Here is a 22,022-nt window from a genome sequence, read left to right as displayed (position 1 = left end):
TCTGCGGCCTTACGTTGCGTGAGGGTCAAGACAATATGCGAAATAACGCCCGAAGGCGTTAATACCGCGCTTAGGCGCCTTTTTCACGATTCGCGCTAACCAAGCGCGCCAACGACGTTCAGCGGTTTTTTAGTCGCGAGTCTGACGTTTTAGCACGATAGAGCAGGTGTATCGGTCTGCCGGATGGATGGATACTGTGGTTTCAAACGTTTCACCGTTGCGATCGATATAGCGGCGCACGATTTTCAGGGCGGGCGAACCGTTTTCAACGCCAAGCGATCTGGCTATCCTGGCGGGAATGCTGACGGCGGAAATGGTCTGTCTGACCTCCTCGCTCTGCACGCCATAGTGTTCTTCAATTAAATCACTGATTAACGCGAACGGATCGCTGCGCACCAGCTGGCGTATTTTGGTGTACCTCGGGCTCGCGTAACTGTCGGTCCAGCATATCGGTTCATCTTTTTTCTCGCTGTCTTCACGGATACTGGCGATATGCAGCCAGCGCGCGCCGGGCGCGCCGCCGATAATCTGGGAAAGCTCATAATCCGCAACGATTTCATCGATCTTTTTAACTACCCGCAGATTGTTTTTCGCCAGGTAAAAGAGATCTTCCAGATATTCCAGCGGGTGATTTAGCCGTTTGTTTACCGTTTTGTCGGCGACTATGGTGCCGATGCCTTTACGGCGCAGAATCAAATCCTGCTCAGTTAACTCGCGCAATGCTTCGCGTACCGTATGGCGACTGACCTGGTACTGTTCGCACAACTCCAATTCTGACGGCAGAAGCGAGCCTGCCGGAAATTGACCGGACGCGATGTTTTGAACCAGTTCACGTGAAATACGTTTATACAAAGACTCTTTCATAGGTAACGGCTTCAATAAATATTGATGATCCCCATCACAAAGGGATAGAAAAAAACTTCCCCTTAAATGTCCGTACATTCTACATTGTCTGCACAAGTTAAATGTACGGACATTTGATATTGTTCGGCCATTTAACCGGCTGCGCATGTCTCATCATCGTACGGCATTAAACAGATTGTAGCCGCGTTCTGGCGTAAGGCATGCCGCATTTTATCACCCTTCATGATGTATCAAGGATTCTTTTATGGCCTCGAATGTACTTGATTCAATTTTATTTCGTGATTCTTTCGGCACACCGGAAATGCGCGCTATTTTTGACGACCACGAACTGATCCGCAAATACGTGCAAGTGGAAATCGCGCTGGCGAAAGCTCAGGCGCGCTGCGGCGTTATTCCTGACGCGGCCGCGCAGGAAATTGCCGCCAAATGCGACGCCGACGCGCTGGATTTCGATTTGCTTCGTCACGAAACGGAAATCGTCGGTTATCCCATTCTCCCGCTGGTGCATCAAATCGCTAAGCAAGCCGGAGAGTCCGGCGGTTATGTCCATTGGGGCGCAACCACCCAGGACATTATGGATACCGCCGTGGTGTTGCAAATCCGCGACGCTTTTGAACTCATCAAAGCGGATATCAAAACGCTGCGCGGCACGCTGGCCGATCTGGCGCAACGTTACCGCAATACGCCGATGGCGGGTCGTACCCATTTGCAGCAGGCGTTGCCGGTGACATTCGGCTACAAGGCCGCGATTTGGCTCGATATTTTCGATCGCCACGAAGCGCGCCTTCAGCAAGCCAGTCCGCGTATTCTGGTCGGCGAGTTTGCCGGCGCCGCCGGCACGCTGGCCTCTCTGGGCGATAAAGGGCTGGAGGTGCAAAAAGCCATGATGCAGGAACTCGGTCTCGGCGTGCCGGTTTCAACCTGGCACGTGGCGCGCGATGGGTTTGCCGAAGCGGTCAATTTACTGGCGTTGATCACCGGTTCGCTGGGTAAGATTGGGTACGACGTGATGCTGATGGCTTCCAACGAATTTGGCGAACTCTATGAGCCTTTCGTGAAAGGCCGCGGCGCCAGTAGCACCATGCCGCAAAAACGTAATCCTATCTCCAGCGAATTGATGCTGGCCTGCGCCAAGGGCGTGCGTCAACAGGCGGGTTTGATGCTGGACGCCATGGTACAGGATTTGGAACGCGCAACCGGGCCGTGGCACGCGGAATGGATAGCCATCCCTGAAAGTTTCGTGCTGACGGCCGGCGCGCTGCATCAGGCCAAATTTATGCTGAGCGGACTGATCGTGGATGAAACGGCCATGGCCAGAAATCTTGATATGACCAAAGGGCTGATTGTTGCGGAAGCCGTAATGATGGGTCTGGCGCCGTATATCGGTCGTCAGGATGCTCACGACATCGTTTACGACGCCTGCCGGATTGTGAATGAGAAAGGCGGCCGCCTTGCCGATGTGTTGAATGCGATGCCCGGCGTTTCCAGCCGTCTTGATCCTGAATTAATTGAACAACTGACGAATCCCGCCAATTACCTCGGCATGGCGCCGGTGATGGTCGATCAGGTATTAAAAAGCTCGGCCGGCCGGAATTAATTCACGCTAATCAAATTACCTAACGATTGAGGAGATGATTATGTCATCCGGATCGTCTACGGGGAAAAAGGTCATTGCCGCGATTATTCCTGTCGCCATCGGAGGAATAATCTGGCTGTCTCCTGTCCCGGAAGGTCTTACGCCTCAGGCATGGCACATGTTTGCTATTTTTGCCGCGACTATCGCGGCAATTCTGACACAGCCATTACCCTCAGGCGCAGTGATGCTAATTGCGCTGTGCGTGACCATATTTACCAATACGCTAACGGAAGCAAAAGCATTGTCCGGTTTTTCCAGCGGCACCGTGTGGTTGATATTTTGCGCCTATGTACTTTCTCTCGGTTTTGTCACTTCCGGTCTGGGGAATCGGATCGCGTATAAAATGCTGTCGTTATTCGGCGGCAGCAGTCTCGGTATCGCCTATTCATTGGGGGTATCCGATTTGATCATGGCGCCGGCCATGCCTTCGGTAACGGCACGTTCCGGCGGCATCATTTTCCCGATAGCTCGTTCGATTAATGGCGTGCTGGGTTCGGCGCCGGGCGAAACCGGGAAAAGGATTGGTGATTTTCTCACCATGGTCTGCTTTCAGTTTACGCCGATTACCGGCGCTATCTTCCTTACCGGAATGGCGGCCAATCCGCTGGTCACCAGTCTGGCAAAAAACTCTTTGGATGTGGAAATCACCTGGGGAGGTTGGTTTATCGCCGCAGTGGTTCCCGCGATGGTGTGTTTTTGTCTGATGCCGCTGCTGCTGTATAAGATTCTCAACCCTGAGTTAAAACGCACGCCCGAAGCGAAAGAAATGGGGCGGCGTTCGCTGGAAACGCTGGGAGCCATGACGCGGGTGGAAAAAAAGGTCGCGTTCGGTTTTATTCTCGCGCTGATTGGATGGGGAACCAGCCTGATAACCGGGTTGTCCGCCACATCGGTTGGGCTGGGGCTTGCGGCCTATCTATTTGCGGTTCGCGCCGTTGACTGGAAAGCATTGCTTAACGATCATGCGGCCTGGGATACCGTCATCTGGTTTAGTGTGATTATCAGTCTGGCCGGCGGGCTCTCCGATCTGGGCTTCATTAAATGGATGGCTGCGATATTAGGCAGCTCTGTTCATGGCTTTGGTGCGATACAAACGTTTGTGTTATTGGGGGTTTTGTATATTTATGTGCATTACCTCTTTGCCACCGCCTCCGGGCATGTTGCGGCGCTGTATGTTCCCTTTGCCGCGACGGCAATCGCCGCGGGCGCTCCGCCGATGATGGTGGCCATCTGCTTCGGTATTTTTAGCAACCTGATGTGGAGTACGACGGAATACGGCGGAGGTCCGGGGCCGATTTATTTTGCTCAGGGATATTTTGAACGCGCACGTTTCTATAAAATTAATTTTTTAATTGTCACCGTCAACGTCCTCCTGATTTTTGCCGTCGGCCTGGTATGGTGGAAACTACTCGGTTATTACTAAGCCGGATAATAAGGCCGTATCCCTGTTTAAATTAATAAGCGGATATGGCTTTTTCTTTTCCTGGAGCGAAAAGCTAAATAGCTTCGCGCATTGCGGCTTCACTTTTGACCATGCCACAGCGCGTAACTGATGATAAGAGCATTAAAATAATCATTAAAAACAGCTGATTATGATTTAATTATAATAGCATTGTCACTGCAACCTGCAGGGCACGTGTAGTGCTATTATGCGAAGCTATTTAGTCACCTGCCGGGTACGCAGCGTAAACGCGTTGCTAATCGCGCCGCAATGGACATCATTTTCTTTGCGCTCAGAACGGGTTGCCAGTGAAATGCGCCTAATGGCACCGAAAGATGTTCATTGAGCTCTGCCCTCCGCCGCTTTCAGGAGTGGCGTGATGCAGGAGGGAACGGCTCTGGCAGAACGGATTGATAGCCTGCGAGCAACTGAAAGCCATCGACTGGTCATGGTTATCGATGGATGGTTGTATGACAAAATCACCGTTGGCTGATTGTTCCGCGTCTGGCGGATGACGGCGTGTCTCTGCCGGGCGAGTCATCGTTTTACCCGGTACTGCGGCGGTATGGCGAAATGCATCGCCGGGGCCGCCAGTGGACGGGAGAAAAAGCCCGGCCAGCCGCGACCGGAGCCGAATCAGGTGTAGACGCGAGACATTCCGTGGATGCCGTCAACAGTGAAGGGGCGCTGGTTTTACCTGTATCTGGTGGGAAGATATCTTCAGTCGTAAAATCGTGGGATATGAAGTGCATGAAGCGGAAAGTGGCGAGCAGGCGGCAGCGCTGATACAGCGCATGATTCTGCGGGAGGGGGGCTGGCTATACCCGGCCAGTACTGCATGCCGGTATCCCGCCAGCGCCCGTCAATCGTGGCCTGCGCGAAAAAGTGGGTAGTACATAGGTTATAAAACGAACATTTTGGCTTGTAAAGAGAGGGTACTACCCAATGTACTACCCACTTGGCAGTGGATTCCGGTGGATTTGGGTAGTACGCAGTAGACGTTGATGGCAATAAAAACGCCCTGAAAACAGGGCGTTGTGGCAGTCGGTGGAACAGGGTGGAAATTGGATCTGTTTGTTGAATATGAAATAAAAGTATTAAAAATTAATGTGTTAAAATTATTTTTAACATGCTAATGGAAGTTTACTACCCGGTGTACTACCCTAATATTTTACGTTCGTGATTCAGCAACCTTAGGTTGAATGTGTTTTTTTCGAAATTTTTTTCCAATGCTAGGTGTACCCCTCAATTGCTTGGCATTGAGTAATCTCTGTCGAGAATTGATAGTAAAAGCGTACGAAGTTAGTTCAAAAAAAGAACAAATTTTTGTATTTTTCTGCTGCCAATTAGCGAAATTGTGGAACACTACCTAGCAATCTCAATTAATTTATCAATATATAGTCTTTATATGAGGATGAGGTATCTACATACGTTAAGCACCCTGTTGTTGGGATTTCGGATATTGCGACGTTCATTATCATGTTATGAATGTGGATTCATACCTGATTGTTTTTTTTATAGAAAAATTTATTTTTTAGTTACTTGTAGAGATTTTTTAATGGTAAACGAAAATGTTATTGACAGGGGGAAAGGGATGGTAACAAAACCGTTGTCTAATGAGCTCATATCTTTAATTAATTACGTTGAGTTAAATAAAAGTGGTTGGTGGAAAAAAGCTACTTCGCAAGTTATCTTGGGATTCCTTTGGGAATGTGATGAAAAAACAACATTATTAGATTTGCATGATAAAATATCTAAAGAATTAAATTTGTCAATACCTGTTGAAAATGTATCTTCTCAAATAGAGTACCTTCTCTCAAGTGGAAAAATATTAAAGTCAGATAATAAATTTTATTTAACAGAGTCTCAAAGACAGGATTTAAATAATCGAAATAAGTTATCTATAGAGGAGGATGTTAAGGTTGAAAGCTTATTCAAAAATTTGCTTTTAGAACAAATTGAAACAGATGAACCGGAAGTGTATTGGAATAACTTCAAGGAAGAATTAGTAAAATCAATAAGAAAGATTGGTGCAAATACATACACTTTTCTAAAAGATGGTCGGCTGCATAAATACCATGATTGGTTAGATGGATTCCTTAATAAGTATGATTCAGATATTCATCATAAACTGGTAAAAGTATTAAGCGGTTTTTTTAATCCAAGTATAGATTGTACCCGAAGTTATATTCTTCGTCTCTTAAATGCTCATTTTTTTGTTGAAGCAACACAGCTAAAAAAAGATACTATCAAGATTCTTGAAAAGACAAGAAAAAATAAAGATGTCAAAATTGTTTTGGATACTAATTTTGTATTCTCCATTCTTGGATTGCATGAAAATCCCGCTGATGAATCTGCAACCTCGTTACTGAGTCTTTCTGAAAAGGTTGGATGTGTAAAGATAAATTACTATATTTTGCCTACCACCCTTGAAGAAATTAGAAAAGTAGTATCCTATGAATTTAATAATCTTAAAAGATATAGATATAGTCCGCACATTGCAAAAGCAGCGGTTAAGTCTGGTTTGAGGAGTAGTATTGCTGCAAAATATTTTGCAAAGTGTGCTAAAAGCTCAGGAGAATTATCTCTAGATGCATACTTTTTACCTTATACAGATGGTTTACTTAAGAATCTTAGTAGTAAAGGGATAAAGATCTTAGAATGGCCTACTATTCAGTATCCAACAGATGAGAGAGTAGTCAATGATCAAGTTACGTTATGGGAAAAAGAAGAGAAAAAGCCTGAAAATAAAAGGAAAAGATATGAGGCAATTGAGCATGATTTAATATTTTGGTATATAATAAAAGATCATCGAACTGATCATGCAGAATCAGCTTTGGACGAAAATTATTGGGGCGTGACTATTGATTGGTCAATGATTTCATTTGATCAAGTTAAAAGAAGAACCAAAAAATCTGATCTGCCCGTCGTATTACATCCAACTAATTTAGTTCAATTACTTCAATTTTGGATTCCTAGAGATGAAATTCTTGAGTCAGGAATCCTTGAAACAATGCGACTACCCCTTCTTTTTGGTCAATTTGATGAAAAAGATGAGAAATTAACTATTGAATTAATTCAAGCTTTGTCAACATATAAGAATATTGATGATATAGATATAGATATTCTAAGCTCTATGTTGGCAGATAAGGCATTAAAACAAAGAATTAGTGATTCTGACCATGAAAATGATCTCATAATTGAAATTATAGAATCAGAGTTTGCAGAGAAGGCGACTAAGTATAAAAGTGAATTGGATTCTAGGATGTCTGAGGTTGAGAAAGCTAATGCTGTTGTAACTGAAAAAGATATGGTTATTAACGATAGGCAATTAGAAATAAATAGAAAGAATAGTGAAATAGAGTCTTTAAAATCACAAATTGAAGCGTTTGAAACGGATAAAATGATAGCATCAAAGGAAAGAAAACAAAAAATCTTTTTTGTTTTTTTATATTTCTTTTTACCCTTGATGATCATCATCTGTTCTTATAAATTATTAATTCCTGAAATTAAAGATAAATATCATTTAGACGGTGTTTTGGAATTAATAGTTGCTGGTATTTTAAGTTATTTTATTTTTATATTTTTTTCTGTTTTAGCAAATGTACATTTGGAAAAGATACCAAGCTTAAATAAATGGTTACCGATAAGAATATCAAAAAAATTGGTCTCAAAGATCATAGCCCCACTTGTTGTTAGTATAGTTTCTTTTAAAGATGAGATCGCAGAATTGATAAAAAATCTTAACTAAGACCATACTGTTTCAATTAACGGTGAGGACTAATTTTTTATCTTATCGGGTGTGGACTCCCTCGCTCCTGAACGGATTTCTATGGAATGGAAATCCGTTCAGGAGCCAACAAGCGCAGCGCGTTAGCCGCTTGATATACGGATTTTGGCGCAGTAAATTGTCAGTGTTACACCGGTGCTGCAAGCAGCACTCCCATGTTGCCACGACCTTCAAGGCAACGCTCAGGCCCAACCTGTGTGGTCAACTCCCAACCCGCCCCGCTACCGCTTTGCGGGTGATCGCTGCGGCGATGGTAGCTACCTTATCCCAACGCCTTAGGGCTGCATCCTGTTTATTTTTCGTGAAGCAACTGTTCTGCCGTTGTTCGCACACTCACTGATGCGTACCACACCTATAGCTGGCGCAGCCATCTGCCCTTTTGCTGCCTCAGCGAATGCATCCATGAGACAGCGGCGTCACTTCATACGGCGCAAAGCCGTTGCAAGTGACGCCGCGAACAAACTCTGCGACAGCCCTTACGCTACAGCGCTGTCCAGCGCGACCTGTCATCTGACGCACATTTTCTGCGTCAATTCTCATCAACCCACTTATCAGAGGAGGACTGAACCGATACCTGAGGCAGGCTTTCAGCCTGAGGGGATTACCCTGCTAATGCAGGCGGCTGCACCGAGTGCATAACCGATATCCCCGTCATACCTCAACCGCTGCCGCTCCGGCGCACAGGTATTGTTCAGTGCGGCACGATAAATCCGTGCCGTGAATTGCCGTGCGCCGGAGAACAGAGGTTATTGAGGATGGGGGGATAGCATATGTCACGATTAAGCCGTGAGATTGCAGACGCTGGCCCGACAGGCCGACGGCAGCCATACCCGGTTTCAGTAACCGGGAAGCCAGCTCGCTGGTATCGATGGATTTAGGGCATTGAGACGGGTGCGGGCAGTATGTGCAGCAAGTCTACGGTAGAACGGCGTAGGCTCTTTCCTCTGGCTGGCTCATCAGTTCACGTTCTTCAGGCAACCCCGCCAGCCAGGGGAAAAGATCAGATTCGCGCAGAGGTGGGGAATTAAGTGTTATCAATGTGGTACTGGTGGGGGAACCCGGCCCAAAAAAACCGGGTTCCCCCACTATCCACGTATATAGCGGAGTCAGGTGGGGAGAATGACCAAAAACCGCATGCTGACGGGGTTGAACGTCAGATCGTCGTTTTCTAGTGGGGGAAAACACGATCCGTCTGCAAGTCGGGCGAAAATGGGGGAAGTCAGGCGGATTTTTTTCTGATCTGCTTGTGGCGTTCAATCAGGTTGCCTTTTTCATCGAAGTAGCGGCTCGGCCAGATCTCCGAAGGATGAATACCTAATGCCTCCGCGATCAGAAATTCGCCTTTCGGCCAAGGGCGGGTAAGCACGTTCGCCAGCGTTGAAGAGCTTAATCCTGCCTGCCGGGATACCGCTGCCATCGTTATCTTTTTCTTGTGTAACGAGGCAATTATGTCTGCCGGATGCATATCAATTTTGTTAGTCATGCTTCCTCCTTGCTCGTAGAGACAGAATAATTTTTCAATATCAATACTAAGTAATACTTAGTACATTTTCAACAGGCAGACATGAAAATCACCGCTGGTTATCCAGTCGGTCGGGATTCTTATGCTGCCATATCGTTTGAAGGAAGCCAGATTAAAAGCCGGTTTATCGCAGCAGCAGCTTGGTGTGCTCGCCGGTATCGACGAGGCGACGGCCAGCGCACGGATGAATCAGTATGAGCGCGGCGTGCATACGCCTGATTTTGAACTGGTGTGCAGGTTAGCCGCTGTGTTGAATATCCCTGCCAGTTATTTTTACACCGTTGAAGATGATTTAGCAGAAATCATCCTTACTTACGCCCGCCAGAAAAAGACCGACGCTTTTTAAATCTCCCCCTTTCTGGATTTAAGCAATAAAAACGAGTAGTTGAGAAAGCATTGCTAAGTAATGCTTAGTATATTTTCAATAGGTTAGCGTGAAAACTACGGCTTATATATCGTGTAAGTCGGGATCCTCATGCTGCCATATCGTTTAAAAGAAGCCAGACTAAGAGCGGGCCTGTCGCAACAGCGGCTTGGGGTTCTGGCGGGTATTGATGAAGCCACGGCCAGCGCGCGGATGAACCAATATGAGCGCGGTGTGCATACGCCTGATTTTGATCTTGCCTGCCGACTGGCGGCGGTGCTTGATGTTCCTGCCTGCTATTTTTATACCGTCGAAGACGATCTTGCCGAAATCATTCTGAATTATCATCCTACGAAAAAATAGCGCCTGTCTGCGTTATTGCTCTGTTCGTTCGAAGCGCTGTGCAGATCGTTGTTCTCAATAACCGGCTTAACGAGGTCGGCCAGTTTACAATGCGCTTCCCGCCGTTCCTCAAAGTAATCATACCGATCGTAAATGCCTTCAACGCCTTTCAGCTTATGATTAAGGCACCGTTCGGCGACATAACCCGGAACGCCTAACGCGGCCAGCAGGCTGCGGCAGGTGCGGCGCAGGTCGTGTACGGTGAACGGTTCAAGTTCACCCATGCGATTGGGCGGTTGAATTTTCCTTCCCGGTTCGCGGCCGAAAAGTTTGGCGATCGCCCGGTTGAGGGTATCGCTGCCCATATGCGGCGAACCGCTGGCCCGGCGGTTGGGGAATACATATGCTGAACCGCAGGCGCGGATCTTCAATTCCCGCAGCCATTCCTGTGTCAGCGAGGGCAGGGGAATGACGATAGCGACGCCCGATTTGCTCCTTGTCGCAGGCAGTTCCCACGTTGCGTCTTCGAGGGAAAATTCATCCCATTGGGCTTCGGTCAGTTCGCTTTTGCGTACGCCAAGCACGATCAGTAATGCGCAAGCCAGATAGTTATCGCGAGTGAAGCTGTCGCTCTGGTTGCGGAATACCTGAAAAACCTGCGTCAACTCTTCCAGACTCAACGCCCGATCGCGGCTTTTTTCAATGCCGCCCGCATCATCCACCTTGAACGCCGCCGCCGGGTTATGGACGAGAAGCCCAAGTTTTATGCCGTGATTAAACAGTTGTTTCAGGTACATCAGCGCATCGTTGGCGGTGCAGGGCCTGCCGCTGGCGGTGATTTGCTGGATGATGGCGCGTATGTCCAGCGGTGTGACCTTGCCTAACGCCAGCTCGCCAATGTGTGGCGCGATCTCTCTGGCGAAGATCCGCTGTGGGATATGCGGGTGCTTAAGGCGTCGCACCAAATCCTGTTTCCAGTCGTTAAACAGATCGTTGACGGTATGGATTCTGGCGGGGCGATTGCGTTTACGTTCGGTTATGGGATCGTCGCCTTTCCTAACCTTCCTGCGGGCGTCTTCGGCCTGAGAGCGGGCTTCCGCCAGCGACAGATCGGACGGCTTGCCCAGCGTGAGCGAACGGCGTTTGGCGTTCAGGGTATAGCGCAGCATCCAGTAAGGTTCGCCGCGCTGCGGCAGCATAAGGTATAGTCCCTGACCGTCGTTGTATCGTCCGGGACGGCTTGCTTTCAGGATGGACTGTATGGCTTTAACGGTCAGATTTCCCATGTCCTGCCTCCCTAAGGTATCCCGCCAGCGCCCGTCAATCGTGGTCTGCGCGAAAAAGTGGGTAGTACATAGGTTATAAAACGAACATTTTGGCTTGTAAAGCGATGGTACTACCCAATGTACTACCCACTCGGCAGTGGATTTCGCTGGACTCGGGTAGTACAGAGCAGACGTTGATGGCAACAAAAACGCCCTGAAAACAGGGCGTTGTGGCAGTCGGTGGAGCAGGGTGGAAATTATTCGATATTTTGGATCTGTTCCCGCATCTGTTCAATCAACACCTTTAGCTCAATAGCGGAAGTGGTGATGTCGGCGTTGATGGATTTGGAGGCCAGGGTGTTCGATTCGCGGTTGAACTCCTGCATCATAAAGTCCAGCCGGCGACCGACCGCTTCCGGTTTTTTCAAAATTTTATAGGTTTCTTTCACATGCGCATCAAGGCGGTCCAGCTCTTCCGCCACATCGATGCGCTGCGCCAGGATGACCAGTTCCTGTTCCAGCCGGTTATTTTCCAGCTGTACCTGCGCGTCTTCCAGCTTGCTGAGCAGCCGCTCACGCTGCCACTGCAGAATTTCCGGCATGTGGGCGCGAACTTTTTTCACTTCTTCGTTAACGCCCTGCAGACGTTGTTCAATCAGCGTTTGCAGCGCAGCGCCTTCACTTTCTCGGGCGGCGATGAAGTCATCCAGCGTGCTTTCCAGCGCCCGCAGCAATTCCTGATTGATGGCGTCCAGATCTTGTTCTTCCGCCGCCATCACGCCCGGCCAGCGCAGAATATCGACCGGATTGATTTCGCCTTCATCGCTTTGCATTTTGACCCAGTTGGCGGCTTTTACCAGCTGTCTGGCCAGATTTTCATTGAGAATCAGCGAACTTTGCGCGCTGGGATCGACGTCGAAACGCAGATTGCATTCAATTTTGCCGCGCGTGAGACGAGCGCGAATACGTTCGCGGATAACCGGTTCCAGGCTGCGGAACTGTTCTGGCAAACGGATATAAGTCTCAAGATAACGCTGGTTGACGGAGCGCAACTCCCAGGCTGCGCTGCCCCAGTTACCTTTAATTTCACGCCGGGCATAGGCGGTCATGCTGCGAATCATCGGTGCATACCTGTAAAACGAATGATGGGGGGATTATAGCGTCGTGGCCGGGGGCAGGATAGCCAAAACCGTCACGGATATCGGTAAACCGCCGGCTGGCTATTGAACCGCCTTGCACGCGTTGCGTGCGGATCGCCGTTGGCCGGCCGTTAGTCCGCGTTTTTCTCTCCTTCAGTATTCATCCTGATGGCGGTATCAATAGCTGGAACAGCGTGCCCAGCTGGCGCACGATTATCAACATGGCGGTGAAACATATCACCAGCGTCAACAGACGCATCACGCTTACCAGACGCGTCGTGCAGGGCGCGTGGCTATGCAGAATAAATTTCAGGCGCGCCGCGGCCCAGATATACAGCGCGAACGCGCCCGTCATCAGCATGATGCCGATAGCGAGGAGATAGCCGCTGTGGTGGCGGGAAGCCGCGCGCAGCAGCAGCAGGCTGTTCAGCAGAAGCAGGAATGCGGTGCGCGACCATGCCAGACCGGATCGTTCCGGCTGACGTCCCGGCGTCGGCGCGCTGACGGCGTTGTTCTTCATGCCGCCCTCAGGTCGCCAGCATTAACAGCAGGAAGGCCAGGGCGATGACCGCCACAAAGACGGCGATGGCCAGCAGCAGGCGGGTGTAGGGCATGGCCTGGTTGAGGCGAATGGCCAGTTCATTCGCCGCCCAGCGTCGATAGGCCATTAACGCCAGCAGTGCGGCGGCCAGGGTCAGAAACAGGGCGATAATGTTGCGCGCCAGCGGGGACGCGAAGTCCGGCGCGAGCTGATCGATGGCGATGGCGCCGGCCAGGAACGCCAGCGCCGTTCGAATCCAGGCCAAAAAGGTGCGTTCGTTCGCCAGCGAGAAGCGATAATCCGGCGTGCTGCCCTGCTGTTGCCACGGCGTCTTTTTCGCGTCTTTGTTGTTGTGCGACGGAGATTCCTGCATTGGGCGATTTTCTTTCTCAAGCGAAGATAGCAACAAAATGTAGCATTAATTCGATGATATCATGCACAAATGACGGAATTATAACCGCCGGCGGCAGTGTTCGATAGGCATTATGTGATGAAGTCCGTATAATGCGCAGCCAATAAATGATTTACCTGCCGGAGATTTTCCATGCGCCCAACAGGCCGAAGTGCACAGCAAGTACGCCCCCTCAAATTAACCCGCCATTACACAAAACATGCCGAAGGTTCGGTGCTGGTTGAATTTGGCGACACCAAAGTTTTGTGTAATGCGTCGGTTGAAGAAGGCGTGCCGCGTTTTCTGAAAGGCCAGGGACAGGGCTGGATTACCGCGGAATACGGCATGCTGCCGCGCGCCACCCACAGCCGCAACGCGCGGGAAGCGGCCAGGGGTAAACAGGGCGGGCGGACGCTGGAAATTCAGCGGCTGATTGCCCGTTCGCTGCGCGCCGCGGTCGATCTGCGCGCGCTGGGTGAATACACTATTACGCTGGACTGCGACGTGCTGCAGGCGGACGGCGGCACGCGTACCGCGTCGATCACCGGCGCCTGCGTGGCGCTGGTCGATGCCCTGCAAGGGTTGATGGCCAGCGGCAAACTGAAAAAAAATCCGTTGAAAGGCCTGGTGGCTGCGGTATCCGTAGGGATTGTCAACGGTGAAGCGATCTGCGATCTGGAGTATGTGGAAGATTCGGCGGCCGAAACGGATATGAATGTGGTCATGACGGAAGATGGCCGCATGATCGAGGTGCAGGGCACGGCCGAAGGCGAACCGTTCAGCCACGAAGAGCTGCTGTCATTACTGGCGCTGGCGCGGGCGGGGATTGATAATATTATCCAGGCGCAGAAAGCCGCGTTAAGCGAATAAACACCGCAGCGCAGCGCGGTGTCCGTCGCCTCTCTGCCTGTGCAGACCGGCAGAGCGTTCATCAGGCCCGGGGATATCGTTCTCTCCGGCGAGATTGCTGACAAATCGGGTGTGGCGGCGATAGTGGACAGAAGGTAAAGACGCGGCAAAGGCATCCTTGTCTGCCCGACCGCGCCATCGATAGCGCGGACGTTATACTCTCCGTTCGATGGTCTCCGTCTGAATCTCCGCCATTGAGCCGTCAACAGTCTGGAGCGACCGGCAGGTCGCTTTTTTATGGTCGCCGCGCGCGAAATCCGTTTTTAAGAAGAGGAGAAACAGTAAATGAAAGCCTATCAGCGCCAGTTTATTGAGTTTGCGCTTGGTAAACAGGTGTTAAAATTTGGCGAATTTACCCTGAAATCAGGGCGTATCAGCCCCTATTTCTTTAATGCGGGTTTGTTCAATACCGGGCGCGACCTGGCGTTACTGGGGCGTTTCTATGCGGAAGCGCTGGTTGACTCCGGGATAGCGTTCGATTTGCTGTTCGGTCCGGCCTACAAAGGGATTCCTATCGCGACGACTACCGCCGTTGCGCTGTCTGAACATCATCAACGCGATTTGCCTTACTGCTTTAACCGCAAAGAGGCGAAGGACCACGGCGAAGGCGGCAACCTGGTCGGCAGTCCGTTGCAGGGGCGCGTGATGCTGGTGGACGATGTGATCACGGCCGGCACGGCGATTCGTGAATCCATGTCGATCATTGAGGCTTATGGCGCGCAGCTGGCCGGCGTGTTGATTGCGCTGGATCGTCAGGAGCGCGGCCGGGACAGCCTTTCGGCGATTCAGGAAGTCGAGCGCGATTATCGGTGCAAGGTCATTTCGATCATTACCTTACAGGATCTGATCGCCTATCTTGCGGAGCAGCCGGAAATGGCCGGGCACCTGGCCGCGGTTCGGGCTTATCGGGAGCAGTACGGCGTGTGAGGCAAACCTGCCGCCAGAATGTTGCCTCTGGCGGACGGCGAAATCGTCAGCGCAGTTGCGCCGCCAGCAGCGGCCAGCGGGTATCGAACTCAGTTGTGGGGCGATAGCGAAATTCAGAGCGCACAAAACGCGACAGCGTCCCTTCGCAAAAGGCCAGCAGCTGGCTGGCGAGCAGGGTTTCGTCGTGGTCAAAGCCCTGTTCATTGCGCAGTCTGTGTTCGCGCAGCACCTGGCGCAGCTGGGATTCGATGCGTTCAAAGAGCTGATTAATCCGCCCCTGCAGCCGATCCTGTTCAAACATCAGAGCATGGCCGGTCATGATCCGGGTCAGGCCGGGATTGCGTTCGGCAAAACCCAGAATAAGCAGCAGAATTAAACGCAGCCGGCTGAACGTCTCCTTCTCATCCTGCAAAATCAGGTTGATGCGGCTGGTCAGGCTGTCTTCGATAAACTCGATCAGACTGTCGAACATACGCGTTTTGCTGGGAAAATGCCGGTAAAGCGCCGCTTCGGAAACCCCGACGTTAGCCGCCAGTTTCGCCGTGGTGATTCGCTGGCTGCCATCGCTGGATTCCAGCATTTGCGCCAGCGCCTGCAGTATTTCCTCGCGACGATTCCGCTTCGTATTTTCTTTTTCTGCCATGCCTGAAAAGACCCTTGCTAAAAAAGTTAACCATCGACCACCCGGCAGCGCCACAGTCGCATAATACGCTGTGGCTTATGTGATTTTTACTATACCCGCGTGCTTTTGGGTTACTGGCGCGTTGACGGCGGTTCAATGACCCGGTCCTTCATCGGGCTTCGTCCCCGAGGAACCGTCGCCGGGCGCATTCAACCCCGCTTCCGACCGATGTGTCGCCGGCAGCGGAGTCTGCTTACTTGCGCCTTTCCGCAACGCGAAATCTATTGGGCATATACCGGGTGTGGAATGACTTACTGACGTCCGGAGTGACCAAAACCACCTTCGCCGCGTTCACTGTCGGCGAATTCTTCAACCAGGTTAAATTCGGCCTGAACGACGGGAACAAAAACCATTTGCGCCATACGTTCACCAGGCTCGATGGTGAATGCCTGCTGGCCGCGGTTCCAGACGGAAACCATCAACTGCCCCTGGTAATCGGAGTCGATCAGACCGACCAGGTTGCCCAGCACCACGCCATGTTTATGGCCCAGGCCAGAGCGCGGCAGAATCACCGCCGCCAGGCCCGGATCGGCGATATGGATCGCCAGACCGGTCGGGATCAACGTGGTGGCGCCGGCGGCCAGCTCCAGCGGCGTATCCATACAGGCGCGCAGATCGAGCCCGGCGGAGCCCGGCGTGGCGTAGGCTGGTAACGGAAATTGTTGACCGATACGCGGGTCAAGAATCTTTACGTCTATTTTTTTCATCATAACGGCTGACAATCTCGTCGATTAAATACTGCGCAAGGCGTGACTTTTCACACTGGGGTAGAGCCAGGTCGCCGCCCTGCCAGAAAAGATGTAATGCATTGGTTTCGCTATTGAATCCATGCCCTGAAAGAGAAACATCATTGGCGCAAATCAGGTCCAGATTTTTCCGCGCCAGTTTCTGTCGCGCGTATTCTTCCACATTCTGGGTTTCCGCCGCAAACCCGACCACGAAGGGACGGTTGTCCTGCATCGCGGCAACGCCGGCAATGATGTCAGGGTTTTTTATCATGCCAATGGTAACTTCATCACCCTGTTTTTTTATTTTTTCATCGGCGACATGGAGAGGACGGTAATCGGCCACCGCCGCGCAGCCAATGACGATATGCTGACGCCCGGCGGATGACATAACCGCCTGCTGCATCTCAAGGGCGCTGATCACGTCGATGCGCGCCACGCCCGGCGGCGTGGGCAATGAGACCGGGCCGCTAACCAGCGTCACCACGGCGCCGCGTGCGGCGGCGGCCTGCGCGATAGCGAAGCCCATCTTGCCGGAACTGTGATTCGTGATGAACCTGACCGGATCCAGCGCCTCACGCGTCGGGCCCGCGGTGACCATAATATTCAGATGCTGCAAATCGCCGGCGGAAGAGAAATGCTGTTGCGCGAGCTCGACAATTTCCATGGGGTCGATCATTCGGCCCGGGCCGATATCTCCGCAGGCCTGGCTGCCGCTGTCCGGCCCCCACAGCAGCACGCCGCGGCTGGCCAGCGTGCGCAGATTGTCCTGGGTGGCAGCGGCGCGATACATTTGCTGATTCATCGCCGGCGCCGCGGCGATCGGAGCCGGCGTAGCCAGACAAACGGTGGAGAGCAAGTCATTGGCCATGCCCGCCGTCAGGCGCGCCAGCAGATCGGCCGACGCCGGCGCCAGGATGACCAGATCGGCCCATTTTCCCAGCTCAATGTGGCCCATGGCCGCTTCAGCCGACAAATCGAGCACGCTATCGGAAACCGGAAACCCGGAGACGGCCTGCAGGGTCAGCGGCGTGATAAAGGCTTCCGCCGCCGGCGTCATCACTACCCGCACTTCGGCGCCTTTTTCCCGTAAGCGACGCACCAGCTCCGGGCACTTATAGGCCGCAATGCCGCCGCTGATTCCCAGCAGGATATGTTTACCGGCAAGCCCGTGCAGAGCAGAAATTTCCGTCATCGTTATTGTCCGATTCAAAGTCTAAAGAGGCGGCATTTTATCATAACCTCTGGCGATAAGATGAATCTTAAACGGTTGGCCGGGAGGGAGGCAAAAGTTTGCGCAGCGCTACGCAAGCCTGCCGCGGCGGGATTCTCCCCGGCGTGTCGTCATGCAATGATGCCGTTCCGCCGGTTAATCATGGAGCGTCCACGGGAAAATGAAATGGATTGATGATCTGGCCCCGCGCGAAAAACTGGTTAATTTAGGGGCTGAGTCGCTTACCGACGCCGAATTGCTGGCGCTTTTTTTACGTACCGGTCAGCCGGGCATGCATGTGATGGCCTTTGCGGAAAAATTGCTGGATGAGTTCGGTTCGCTCCATCGGCTGATGTCGGCGGAAAAAGAGGCGCTGTGCGCCACCAACGGCATCGGGCTGTCGAAATACACGCAGTTAAAAGCGATTGCGGAGCTGGCCCGGCGATTTTACTCTTCCCATCTGGCGCAGGAAGACGCCATGCTCAGCCCGGATGTCACCCGTCAGTACCTGCAGATTTTGCTGGCGCATCAGGAGAGGGAAATTTTTTTGGTGATGTTTTTGGATAATCAGCATCGGGTTATTCGTCATCGGGAGATGTTTACTGGTACTATTAGCAGCGTAGAGGTTCATCCCAGAGAAATTGTGCGTGAGGCGCTGAAAGCCAATGCGGCCGCCGTGATCCTGGCGCACAATCATCCGTCGGGTAAAGCGGAACCAAGCCAGGCCGATCGCGCGATCACCGAACAGGTGATTCAGGCCTGTTTATTATTAGAGATTCGTGTGTTGGATCATCTGGTCATCGGGCGTGGAGAATGTGTTTCTTTTGCTGAACGCGGGTGGATTTAAGAGAATTTTCCGCGATCCTTCGGGATCTTTAGCTGTTCGGGACTTGAGCACTTACTCTTCAGGGCGTATACTACGCCACCTTTGAGAATCCTGGATGCGGCGTTAAGAGCCTGGCTCAGCGGGTTTATCCTGATGAGAGCGTCTTTTCAGCGAAGTTGCTGAGATGGGCCCTAAAGCCTGACGAGGCGGCCAGCATCCTCTACGAAGCTCGAGCTGATTTGATTTTTGGAGAATAGACATGTCCCGAGTCTGCCAAGTTACTGGCAAGCGCCCGGTGAGCGGCAACAACCGCTCCCACGCAATGAACGCGACCAAACGCCGTTTTCTGCCGAACCTGCACTCTCACCGTTTTTGGGTTGAGGGCGAAAAACGCTTTGTTACTCTGCGCGTATCCGCTAAAGGTATGCGTGTTATTGATAAGAAGGGTATCGAAACGGTTCTGGCCGAAATTCGTGCCCGTGGTGAGAAGTATTAAGGAACTAAGTCATGGCTAAAGGTGTTCGCGAGAAGATCAAGCTGGTTTCTTCTGCTGGTACTGGTCACTTCTATACCACCACGAAGAACAAGCGTACTAAGCCGGAAAAACTGGAACTGAAGAAATTCGATCCGGTTGTCCGCCAGCACGTGATCTACAAAGAAGCTAAAATTAAGTAATATTTAGCGGATTGATAAAACCCGGCTTCGGCCGGGTTTTTTTATGGCGAGCGGCTTTTGCCGCCCCTTTTGGGCCGCCGCGCTGCAGCGTTGCAAAACGCGCCGGGCGTTTTTTATGTTACCGTAGCCGGGAATTAGCGGAGACGTATCATGCCTGAATTACCAGAAGTGGAAACCAGTCGGCGCGGCATCGAGCCCTGGCTGGTTGACCAGACGATTTTGTATGCCGATGTGCGCAACGCACGCCTGCGCTGGCCGGTATCCTCAGAAATCCTCGCCCTCAGTGATGAAAAAGTGCTGTCTGTACGCCGGCGGGCGAAATACATCCTGATTGAATTGTCCTCCGGGTGGATCATCGTCCATCTCGGCATGTCGGGAAGTTTGCGTATTCTGCCGGAGCACAGCGCAGCGCAGAAGCACGATCACGTCGATCTGGTCCTCAGCAACGGTCTGATACTCCGCTATACCGATCCTCGTCGTTTCGGCGCCTGGCTGTGGAGCCGTACGCTGGAAGAGAGCCCGGTGCTGGCCCATTTAGGGCCGGAGCCGTTAAGCGATGCGTTTTCCGGCGATTATCTGTACCAGAAGTCGCGCGGCAAAAAGACGCTGCTTAAAGTCTGGCTGATGGATAATAAAGTGGTGGTGGGCGTAGGGAATATTTATGCCAGCGAATCCCTGTTTATGGCCGGGCTCAGGCCGGACCGACTTGCCGGTTCACTGACGGCGGCCGAAGCGGAACGTCTGGCTCAGACCATTAAGACCGTTCTTCAGCGCTCGATCGAGCAGGGCGGCACCACTCTGCGCGATTTCTTACAATCTGACGGTAAACCGGGCTATTTTGCGCAGGAGCTGCAGGTTTATGGGCGTGCCGGTGAACCTTGTCGGGTTTGCGCCACGCCGATTGAGAGCGCAAAACATGGCCAGCGTAGCACTTTTTTCTGCCGATATTGTCAGCACTAGGTGCGGTCAGAGGCGATGGCATGATATGACTGACACAGAAAATTAATCATGGAACGTATCTGATTAGTTAAAAATACATGGTTTGATTATTGTTTTTTATGCCTTATATCCTTCGGCACGCAGGACGGCGACGAACCCCGCAGGTTTGAACTCACCCTGAGATCGGCGGCAGTCGATTATGCGCAGACCTCAGGCGCAGCCCCAAAGGCGTCGGGCCATTGGGGAAAGCCGGCGTCTCTGTCCACTGAAAGATATAAAGCAGACTATTACCTGGGATCGTGGTTTTATGCGTCGCATACTGGTTATAAGAATCGATTTTCTTGGCGATATGATATGTACAACGGCGTTGCTGCAGTCGATAAAGCAGCGCTGGCCTGAAGCTGAACTCCATGTGCTGGCGAATAAATACAATGCCGCTGCGCTGGAGGGAAACCCTGTGGTGCATCGGGTGCACCGCTACGTATATAGCAAAAAGTATGAGAAAAACCAGCGCCCGGGCCTGCTTAACGCCTTGATTGATCGGTTACGATTAATCTTTCAACTGCGTCATTTGAAATTCGATCTATTAGTGATCCCCAATGGCGGAATGAATAAAAGCTCGATCCAGTTCGCTAAACTCCTCAATGTAAAAGATAGCCGCTGGCATACCAGTAAAAGCGAGTTCGACGATCGCAATCCGTCGCACATCGCGAATCGGCGACCCAGGCACGAAGTGTTGTACGGCTATGAGCTGCTGCCTGAGCTGGAGACGCCGGATATCCAGCGTCTTAGCCTGGCTATTTATCCCGATGCCGATTTGCAGCGGCACTGGCGGCAGCGGCTGGCGCCGCACGGTCGTCCGCGCGTCGGTTTTTTTACTTCCAACAAGAGCGATGCTCGCCGCTGGTCCTGGGAAAAATGGCGCCAGCTGGCGCAGAAGTTAAGCGCCGTGGCCGATATTATCGTGTTCTCGGTGCCGGGCGCGGAGCCGACGCCGGAACAGCAGAATGCGATTAAGGCGCGCTGTATTGTCACGCCGGGAGTTGCGGATCTGTTTGCGGCGGCCAGTCTGCTGGATGTTATTGTGTCCGCCGACAGCGCGCCGGTGCATATCGGCGGGGCGCTGAAGGTGCCGGTTGTGGCTTTATTTGAATCCCGACCGGAGAAATATCTGCGCTGGCACCCGCTGGGGGTTGAGTACATTCTGCTGCATGCCGGCGCAGTGGTTGATGATATTAGCGTGTCGGATGTGGAAACGGCAGTATGTTCTTTACTGCAGGTTGCAATGCGAGTAACGCGGAATGTGCGCGGTAGCCCGGCGCAGGTGGGTCAGGACTGACTCAGCTTCCTCTGCAATGCCGCCGCGATGGGAACGGGCAGGAAGTGCGAGACGTCGCCGCCGTGGCGCGCCACCTCTTTGACCAGTGATGATGAGATAAAGGACCATTGCTCTGAGGGCATCAGGAAAACGCTCTCCAGCGTCGGCATCAGATGGCTGTTCATTTTGGCCAGCTGTAGTTCATATTCGAAATCCGAAACGGCGCGCAGTCCTCTGACTAAAATATTCGCCCGCTGTTTTTGCGCAAAGTGGGCCATCAGTTCAGAAAAGCCGACGACCTCGACGTTGTTCAGATGCGCCGTCGCCTCGCGGGCCAGAGATACCCGCTCATCCAGTGAAAACAGCGTATTTTTGCCTGGGCTGGCCGCAATGGCCAGCACCAAAGGGTCAAACATGCCGGCGGCGCGAGTCAGCAGATCTAAGTGTCCGTTGGTCAACGGATCAAAGGTTCCGGGGTAGATCGCTTTGGTTGCCATGATTTGCCGTCCTTCG

Annotated in this window: 22 protein-coding genes and 2 pseudogenes; 14 read left to right on the top strand and 10 right to left on the bottom strand. The window is 51.9% G+C overall.

Features of this window, described 5'->3' with window-relative positions:
- Window positions 1–129: 129 nt before the first annotated feature.
- Window positions 130–864: a GntR family transcriptional regulator gene (locus FJU30_RS19015; RefSeq protein ID WP_150436655.1), complete on the bottom strand. Its 735-nt coding sequence runs from the start codon at window positions 862–864 to the stop codon at window positions 130–132.
- 244 nt (window positions 865–1,108) lie between these two features.
- On the opposite strand from FJU30_RS19015, the gene FJU30_RS19010 reads away from it, so the two are divergent.
- The 5 genes and pseudogenes from FJU30_RS19010 (at window position 1,109) to FJU30_RS18995 (ending at window position 7,692) form a co-directional block, all read left to right on the top strand.
- On the top strand, window positions 1,109–2,461 hold the full coding sequence (locus tag FJU30_RS19010) for a class-II fumarase/aspartase family protein (protein ID WP_150436550.1): 1,353 nt from the start codon (window positions 1,109–1,111) through the stop codon (window positions 2,459–2,461).
- A gap of 40 nt (window positions 2,462–2,501) precedes the next feature.
- Entirely contained in the window at window positions 2,502–3,923 is a 1,422-nt protein-coding gene (locus FJU30_RS19005; RefSeq protein ID WP_150436549.1) for a DASS family sodium-coupled anion symporter, read from the top strand.
- Window positions 3,924–4,166: 243 nt separating this feature from the next.
- Window positions 4,167–4,432 (top strand): annotated as a pseudogene (locus FJU30_RS19000) (IS5/IS1182 family transposase); the annotation flags it as partial.
- A gap of 1 nt (window position 4,433) precedes the next feature.
- Window positions 4,434–4,750 (top strand): annotated as a pseudogene (locus FJU30_RS27675) (IS3 family transposase); the annotation flags it as partial.
- 749 nt (window positions 4,751–5,499) lie between these two features.
- A complete protein-coding gene (locus FJU30_RS18995) occupies window positions 5,500–7,692 on the top strand; it encodes a hypothetical protein (protein ID WP_223881640.1) in 2,193 nt (730 codons plus the stop codon).
- Window positions 7,693–8,950: 1,258 nt separating this feature from the next.
- Here the strand turns inward: FJU30_RS18995 and FJU30_RS18990 are convergent.
- Entirely contained in the window at window positions 8,951–9,214 is a 264-nt protein-coding gene (locus tag FJU30_RS18990) for a helix-turn-helix domain-containing protein (protein WP_136164737.1), read from the bottom strand.
- Window positions 9,215–9,335: 121 nt separating this feature from the next.
- Here FJU30_RS18990 and FJU30_RS18985 point away from each other — a divergent pair, with 121 nt between their 5' ends.
- Together FJU30_RS18985 and FJU30_RS18980 are read left to right on the top strand one after the other, a co-directional pair.
- A complete protein-coding gene (locus FJU30_RS18985; RefSeq protein ID WP_136164738.1) occupies window positions 9,336–9,599 on the top strand; it encodes a helix-turn-helix domain-containing protein in 264 nt (87 codons plus the stop codon).
- 129 nt (window positions 9,600–9,728) lie between these two features.
- Window positions 9,729–9,980 (top strand): helix-turn-helix transcriptional regulator, encoded by a 252-nt coding sequence (locus FJU30_RS18980; protein WP_136164739.1) that lies wholly within the window; start codon window positions 9,729–9,731, stop codon window positions 9,978–9,980.
- Here FJU30_RS18980 and FJU30_RS18975 read toward each other — a convergent pair.
- The 4 genes from FJU30_RS18975 to FJU30_RS18960 all read right to left on the bottom strand — a co-directional run bounded on the left by FJU30_RS18975 (window position 9,962) and on the right by FJU30_RS18960 (window position 13,277).
- Window positions 9,962–11,245: a tyrosine-type recombinase/integrase gene (locus tag FJU30_RS18975; RefSeq protein ID WP_150436548.1), complete on the bottom strand. Its 1,284-nt coding sequence runs from the start codon at window positions 11,243–11,245 to the stop codon at window positions 9,962–9,964. The genes FJU30_RS18980 and FJU30_RS18975 overlap by 19 nt on opposite strands.
- Window positions 11,246–11,481: 236 nt before the next feature.
- Window positions 11,482–12,345 carry a YicC/YloC family endoribonuclease gene (locus tag FJU30_RS18970; RefSeq protein WP_150436547.1) on the bottom strand — a complete coding sequence of 288 codons (864 nt, stop codon included), beginning with the start codon at window positions 12,343–12,345 and terminating at the stop codon, window positions 11,482–11,484.
- Window positions 12,346–12,523: 178 nt separating this feature from the next.
- The gene (locus FJU30_RS18965; protein ID WP_150436546.1) at window positions 12,524–12,883 is read right to left on the bottom strand and encodes a DUF202 domain-containing protein; all 360 of its coding nucleotides are present in this window, start codon (window positions 12,881–12,883) and stop codon (window positions 12,524–12,526) included.
- Between the two features lie 7 nt (window positions 12,884–12,890).
- Complete coding sequence (locus tag FJU30_RS18960) at window positions 12,891–13,277, bottom strand: YidH family protein (protein ID WP_150436545.1); 387 nt, start codon at window positions 13,275–13,277, stop codon at window positions 12,891–12,893.
- A 171-nt stretch (window positions 13,278–13,448) separates the two neighbouring features.
- Here FJU30_RS18960 and rph point away from each other — a divergent pair, with 171 nt between their 5' ends.
- Together rph and pyrE are read left to right on the top strand one after the other, a co-directional pair.
- Window positions 13,449–14,165: a ribonuclease PH gene (gene rph, locus FJU30_RS18955; protein WP_150436544.1), complete on the top strand. Its 717-nt coding sequence runs from the start codon at window positions 13,449–13,451 to the stop codon at window positions 14,163–14,165.
- A 324-nt stretch (window positions 14,166–14,489) separates the two neighbouring features.
- On the top strand, window positions 14,490–15,131 hold the full coding sequence (gene pyrE / locus FJU30_RS18950; RefSeq protein ID WP_150436543.1) for an orotate phosphoribosyltransferase: 642 nt from the start codon (window positions 14,490–14,492) through the stop codon (window positions 15,129–15,131).
- Window positions 15,132–15,177: 46 nt separating this feature from the next.
- Here the strand turns inward: pyrE and slmA are convergent, their stop codons facing one another.
- The 3 genes from slmA to coaBC form a co-directional block, all read right to left on the bottom strand.
- Complete coding sequence (gene slmA / locus FJU30_RS18945) at window positions 15,178–15,774, bottom strand: nucleoid occlusion factor SlmA (RefSeq protein WP_150436542.1); 597 nt, start codon at window positions 15,772–15,774, stop codon at window positions 15,178–15,180.
- Between the two features lie 290 nt (window positions 15,775–16,064).
- The gene (gene dut, locus FJU30_RS18940) at window positions 16,065–16,523 is read right to left on the bottom strand and encodes a dUTP diphosphatase (protein WP_191091647.1); all 459 of its coding nucleotides are present in this window, start codon (window positions 16,521–16,523) and stop codon (window positions 16,065–16,067) included.
- Complete coding sequence (gene coaBC / locus FJU30_RS18935) at window positions 16,492–17,733, bottom strand: bifunctional phosphopantothenoylcysteine decarboxylase/phosphopantothenate--cysteine ligase CoaBC (RefSeq protein WP_150436541.1); 1,242 nt, start codon at window positions 17,731–17,733, stop codon at window positions 16,492–16,494. Before coaBC ends, dut begins: the two co-directional genes overlap by 32 nt.
- A gap of 199 nt (window positions 17,734–17,932) precedes the next feature.
- Between coaBC and radC the strand changes: the two genes are divergently transcribed.
- The 5 genes from radC (at window position 17,933) to FJU30_RS18910 (ending at window position 21,530) form a co-directional block, all read left to right on the top strand.
- Window positions 17,933–18,598 carry a RadC family protein gene (gene radC, locus FJU30_RS18930; protein WP_150436540.1) on the top strand — a complete coding sequence of 222 codons (666 nt, stop codon included), beginning with the start codon at window positions 17,933–17,935 and terminating at the stop codon, window positions 18,596–18,598.
- Between the two features lie 238 nt (window positions 18,599–18,836).
- On the top strand, window positions 18,837–19,073 hold the full coding sequence (gene rpmB / locus FJU30_RS18925) for a 50S ribosomal protein L28 (RefSeq protein WP_005164747.1): 237 nt from the start codon (window positions 18,837–18,839) through the stop codon (window positions 19,071–19,073).
- Window positions 19,074–19,084: 11 nt separating this feature from the next.
- Window positions 19,085–19,252: a 50S ribosomal protein L33 gene (gene rpmG, locus FJU30_RS18920; protein ID WP_004392084.1), complete on the top strand. Its 168-nt coding sequence runs from the start codon at window positions 19,085–19,087 to the stop codon at window positions 19,250–19,252.
- Window positions 19,253–19,402: 150 nt separating this feature from the next.
- Complete coding sequence (gene mutM, locus FJU30_RS18915) at window positions 19,403–20,212, top strand: bifunctional DNA-formamidopyrimidine glycosylase/DNA-(apurinic or apyrimidinic site) lyase (protein ID WP_150436539.1); 810 nt, start codon at window positions 19,403–19,405, stop codon at window positions 20,210–20,212.
- A gap of 286 nt (window positions 20,213–20,498) precedes the next feature.
- Window positions 20,499–21,530, top strand: a complete 1,032-nt coding sequence (locus FJU30_RS18910; RefSeq protein WP_150436538.1) for a glycosyltransferase family 9 protein — start codon at window positions 20,499–20,501, stop codon at window positions 21,528–21,530.
- On the opposite strand, the gene coaD is transcribed toward FJU30_RS18910, so the two are convergent.
- Complete coding sequence (gene coaD / locus FJU30_RS18905; protein ID WP_150436537.1) at window positions 21,521–22,006, bottom strand: pantetheine-phosphate adenylyltransferase; 486 nt, start codon at window positions 22,004–22,006, stop codon at window positions 21,521–21,523. The two genes, FJU30_RS18910 and coaD, sit on opposite strands and share 10 nt — an antisense overlap.
- Between the last annotated feature and the right edge of the window lie 16 nt (window positions 22,007–22,022).

The sequence above is a fragment of the Affinibrenneria salicis genome, assembly GCF_008710095.1.
Note: the sequence above shows the minus strand (reverse complement) of the source record. Positions and strands in the feature narration are given on the sequence as shown.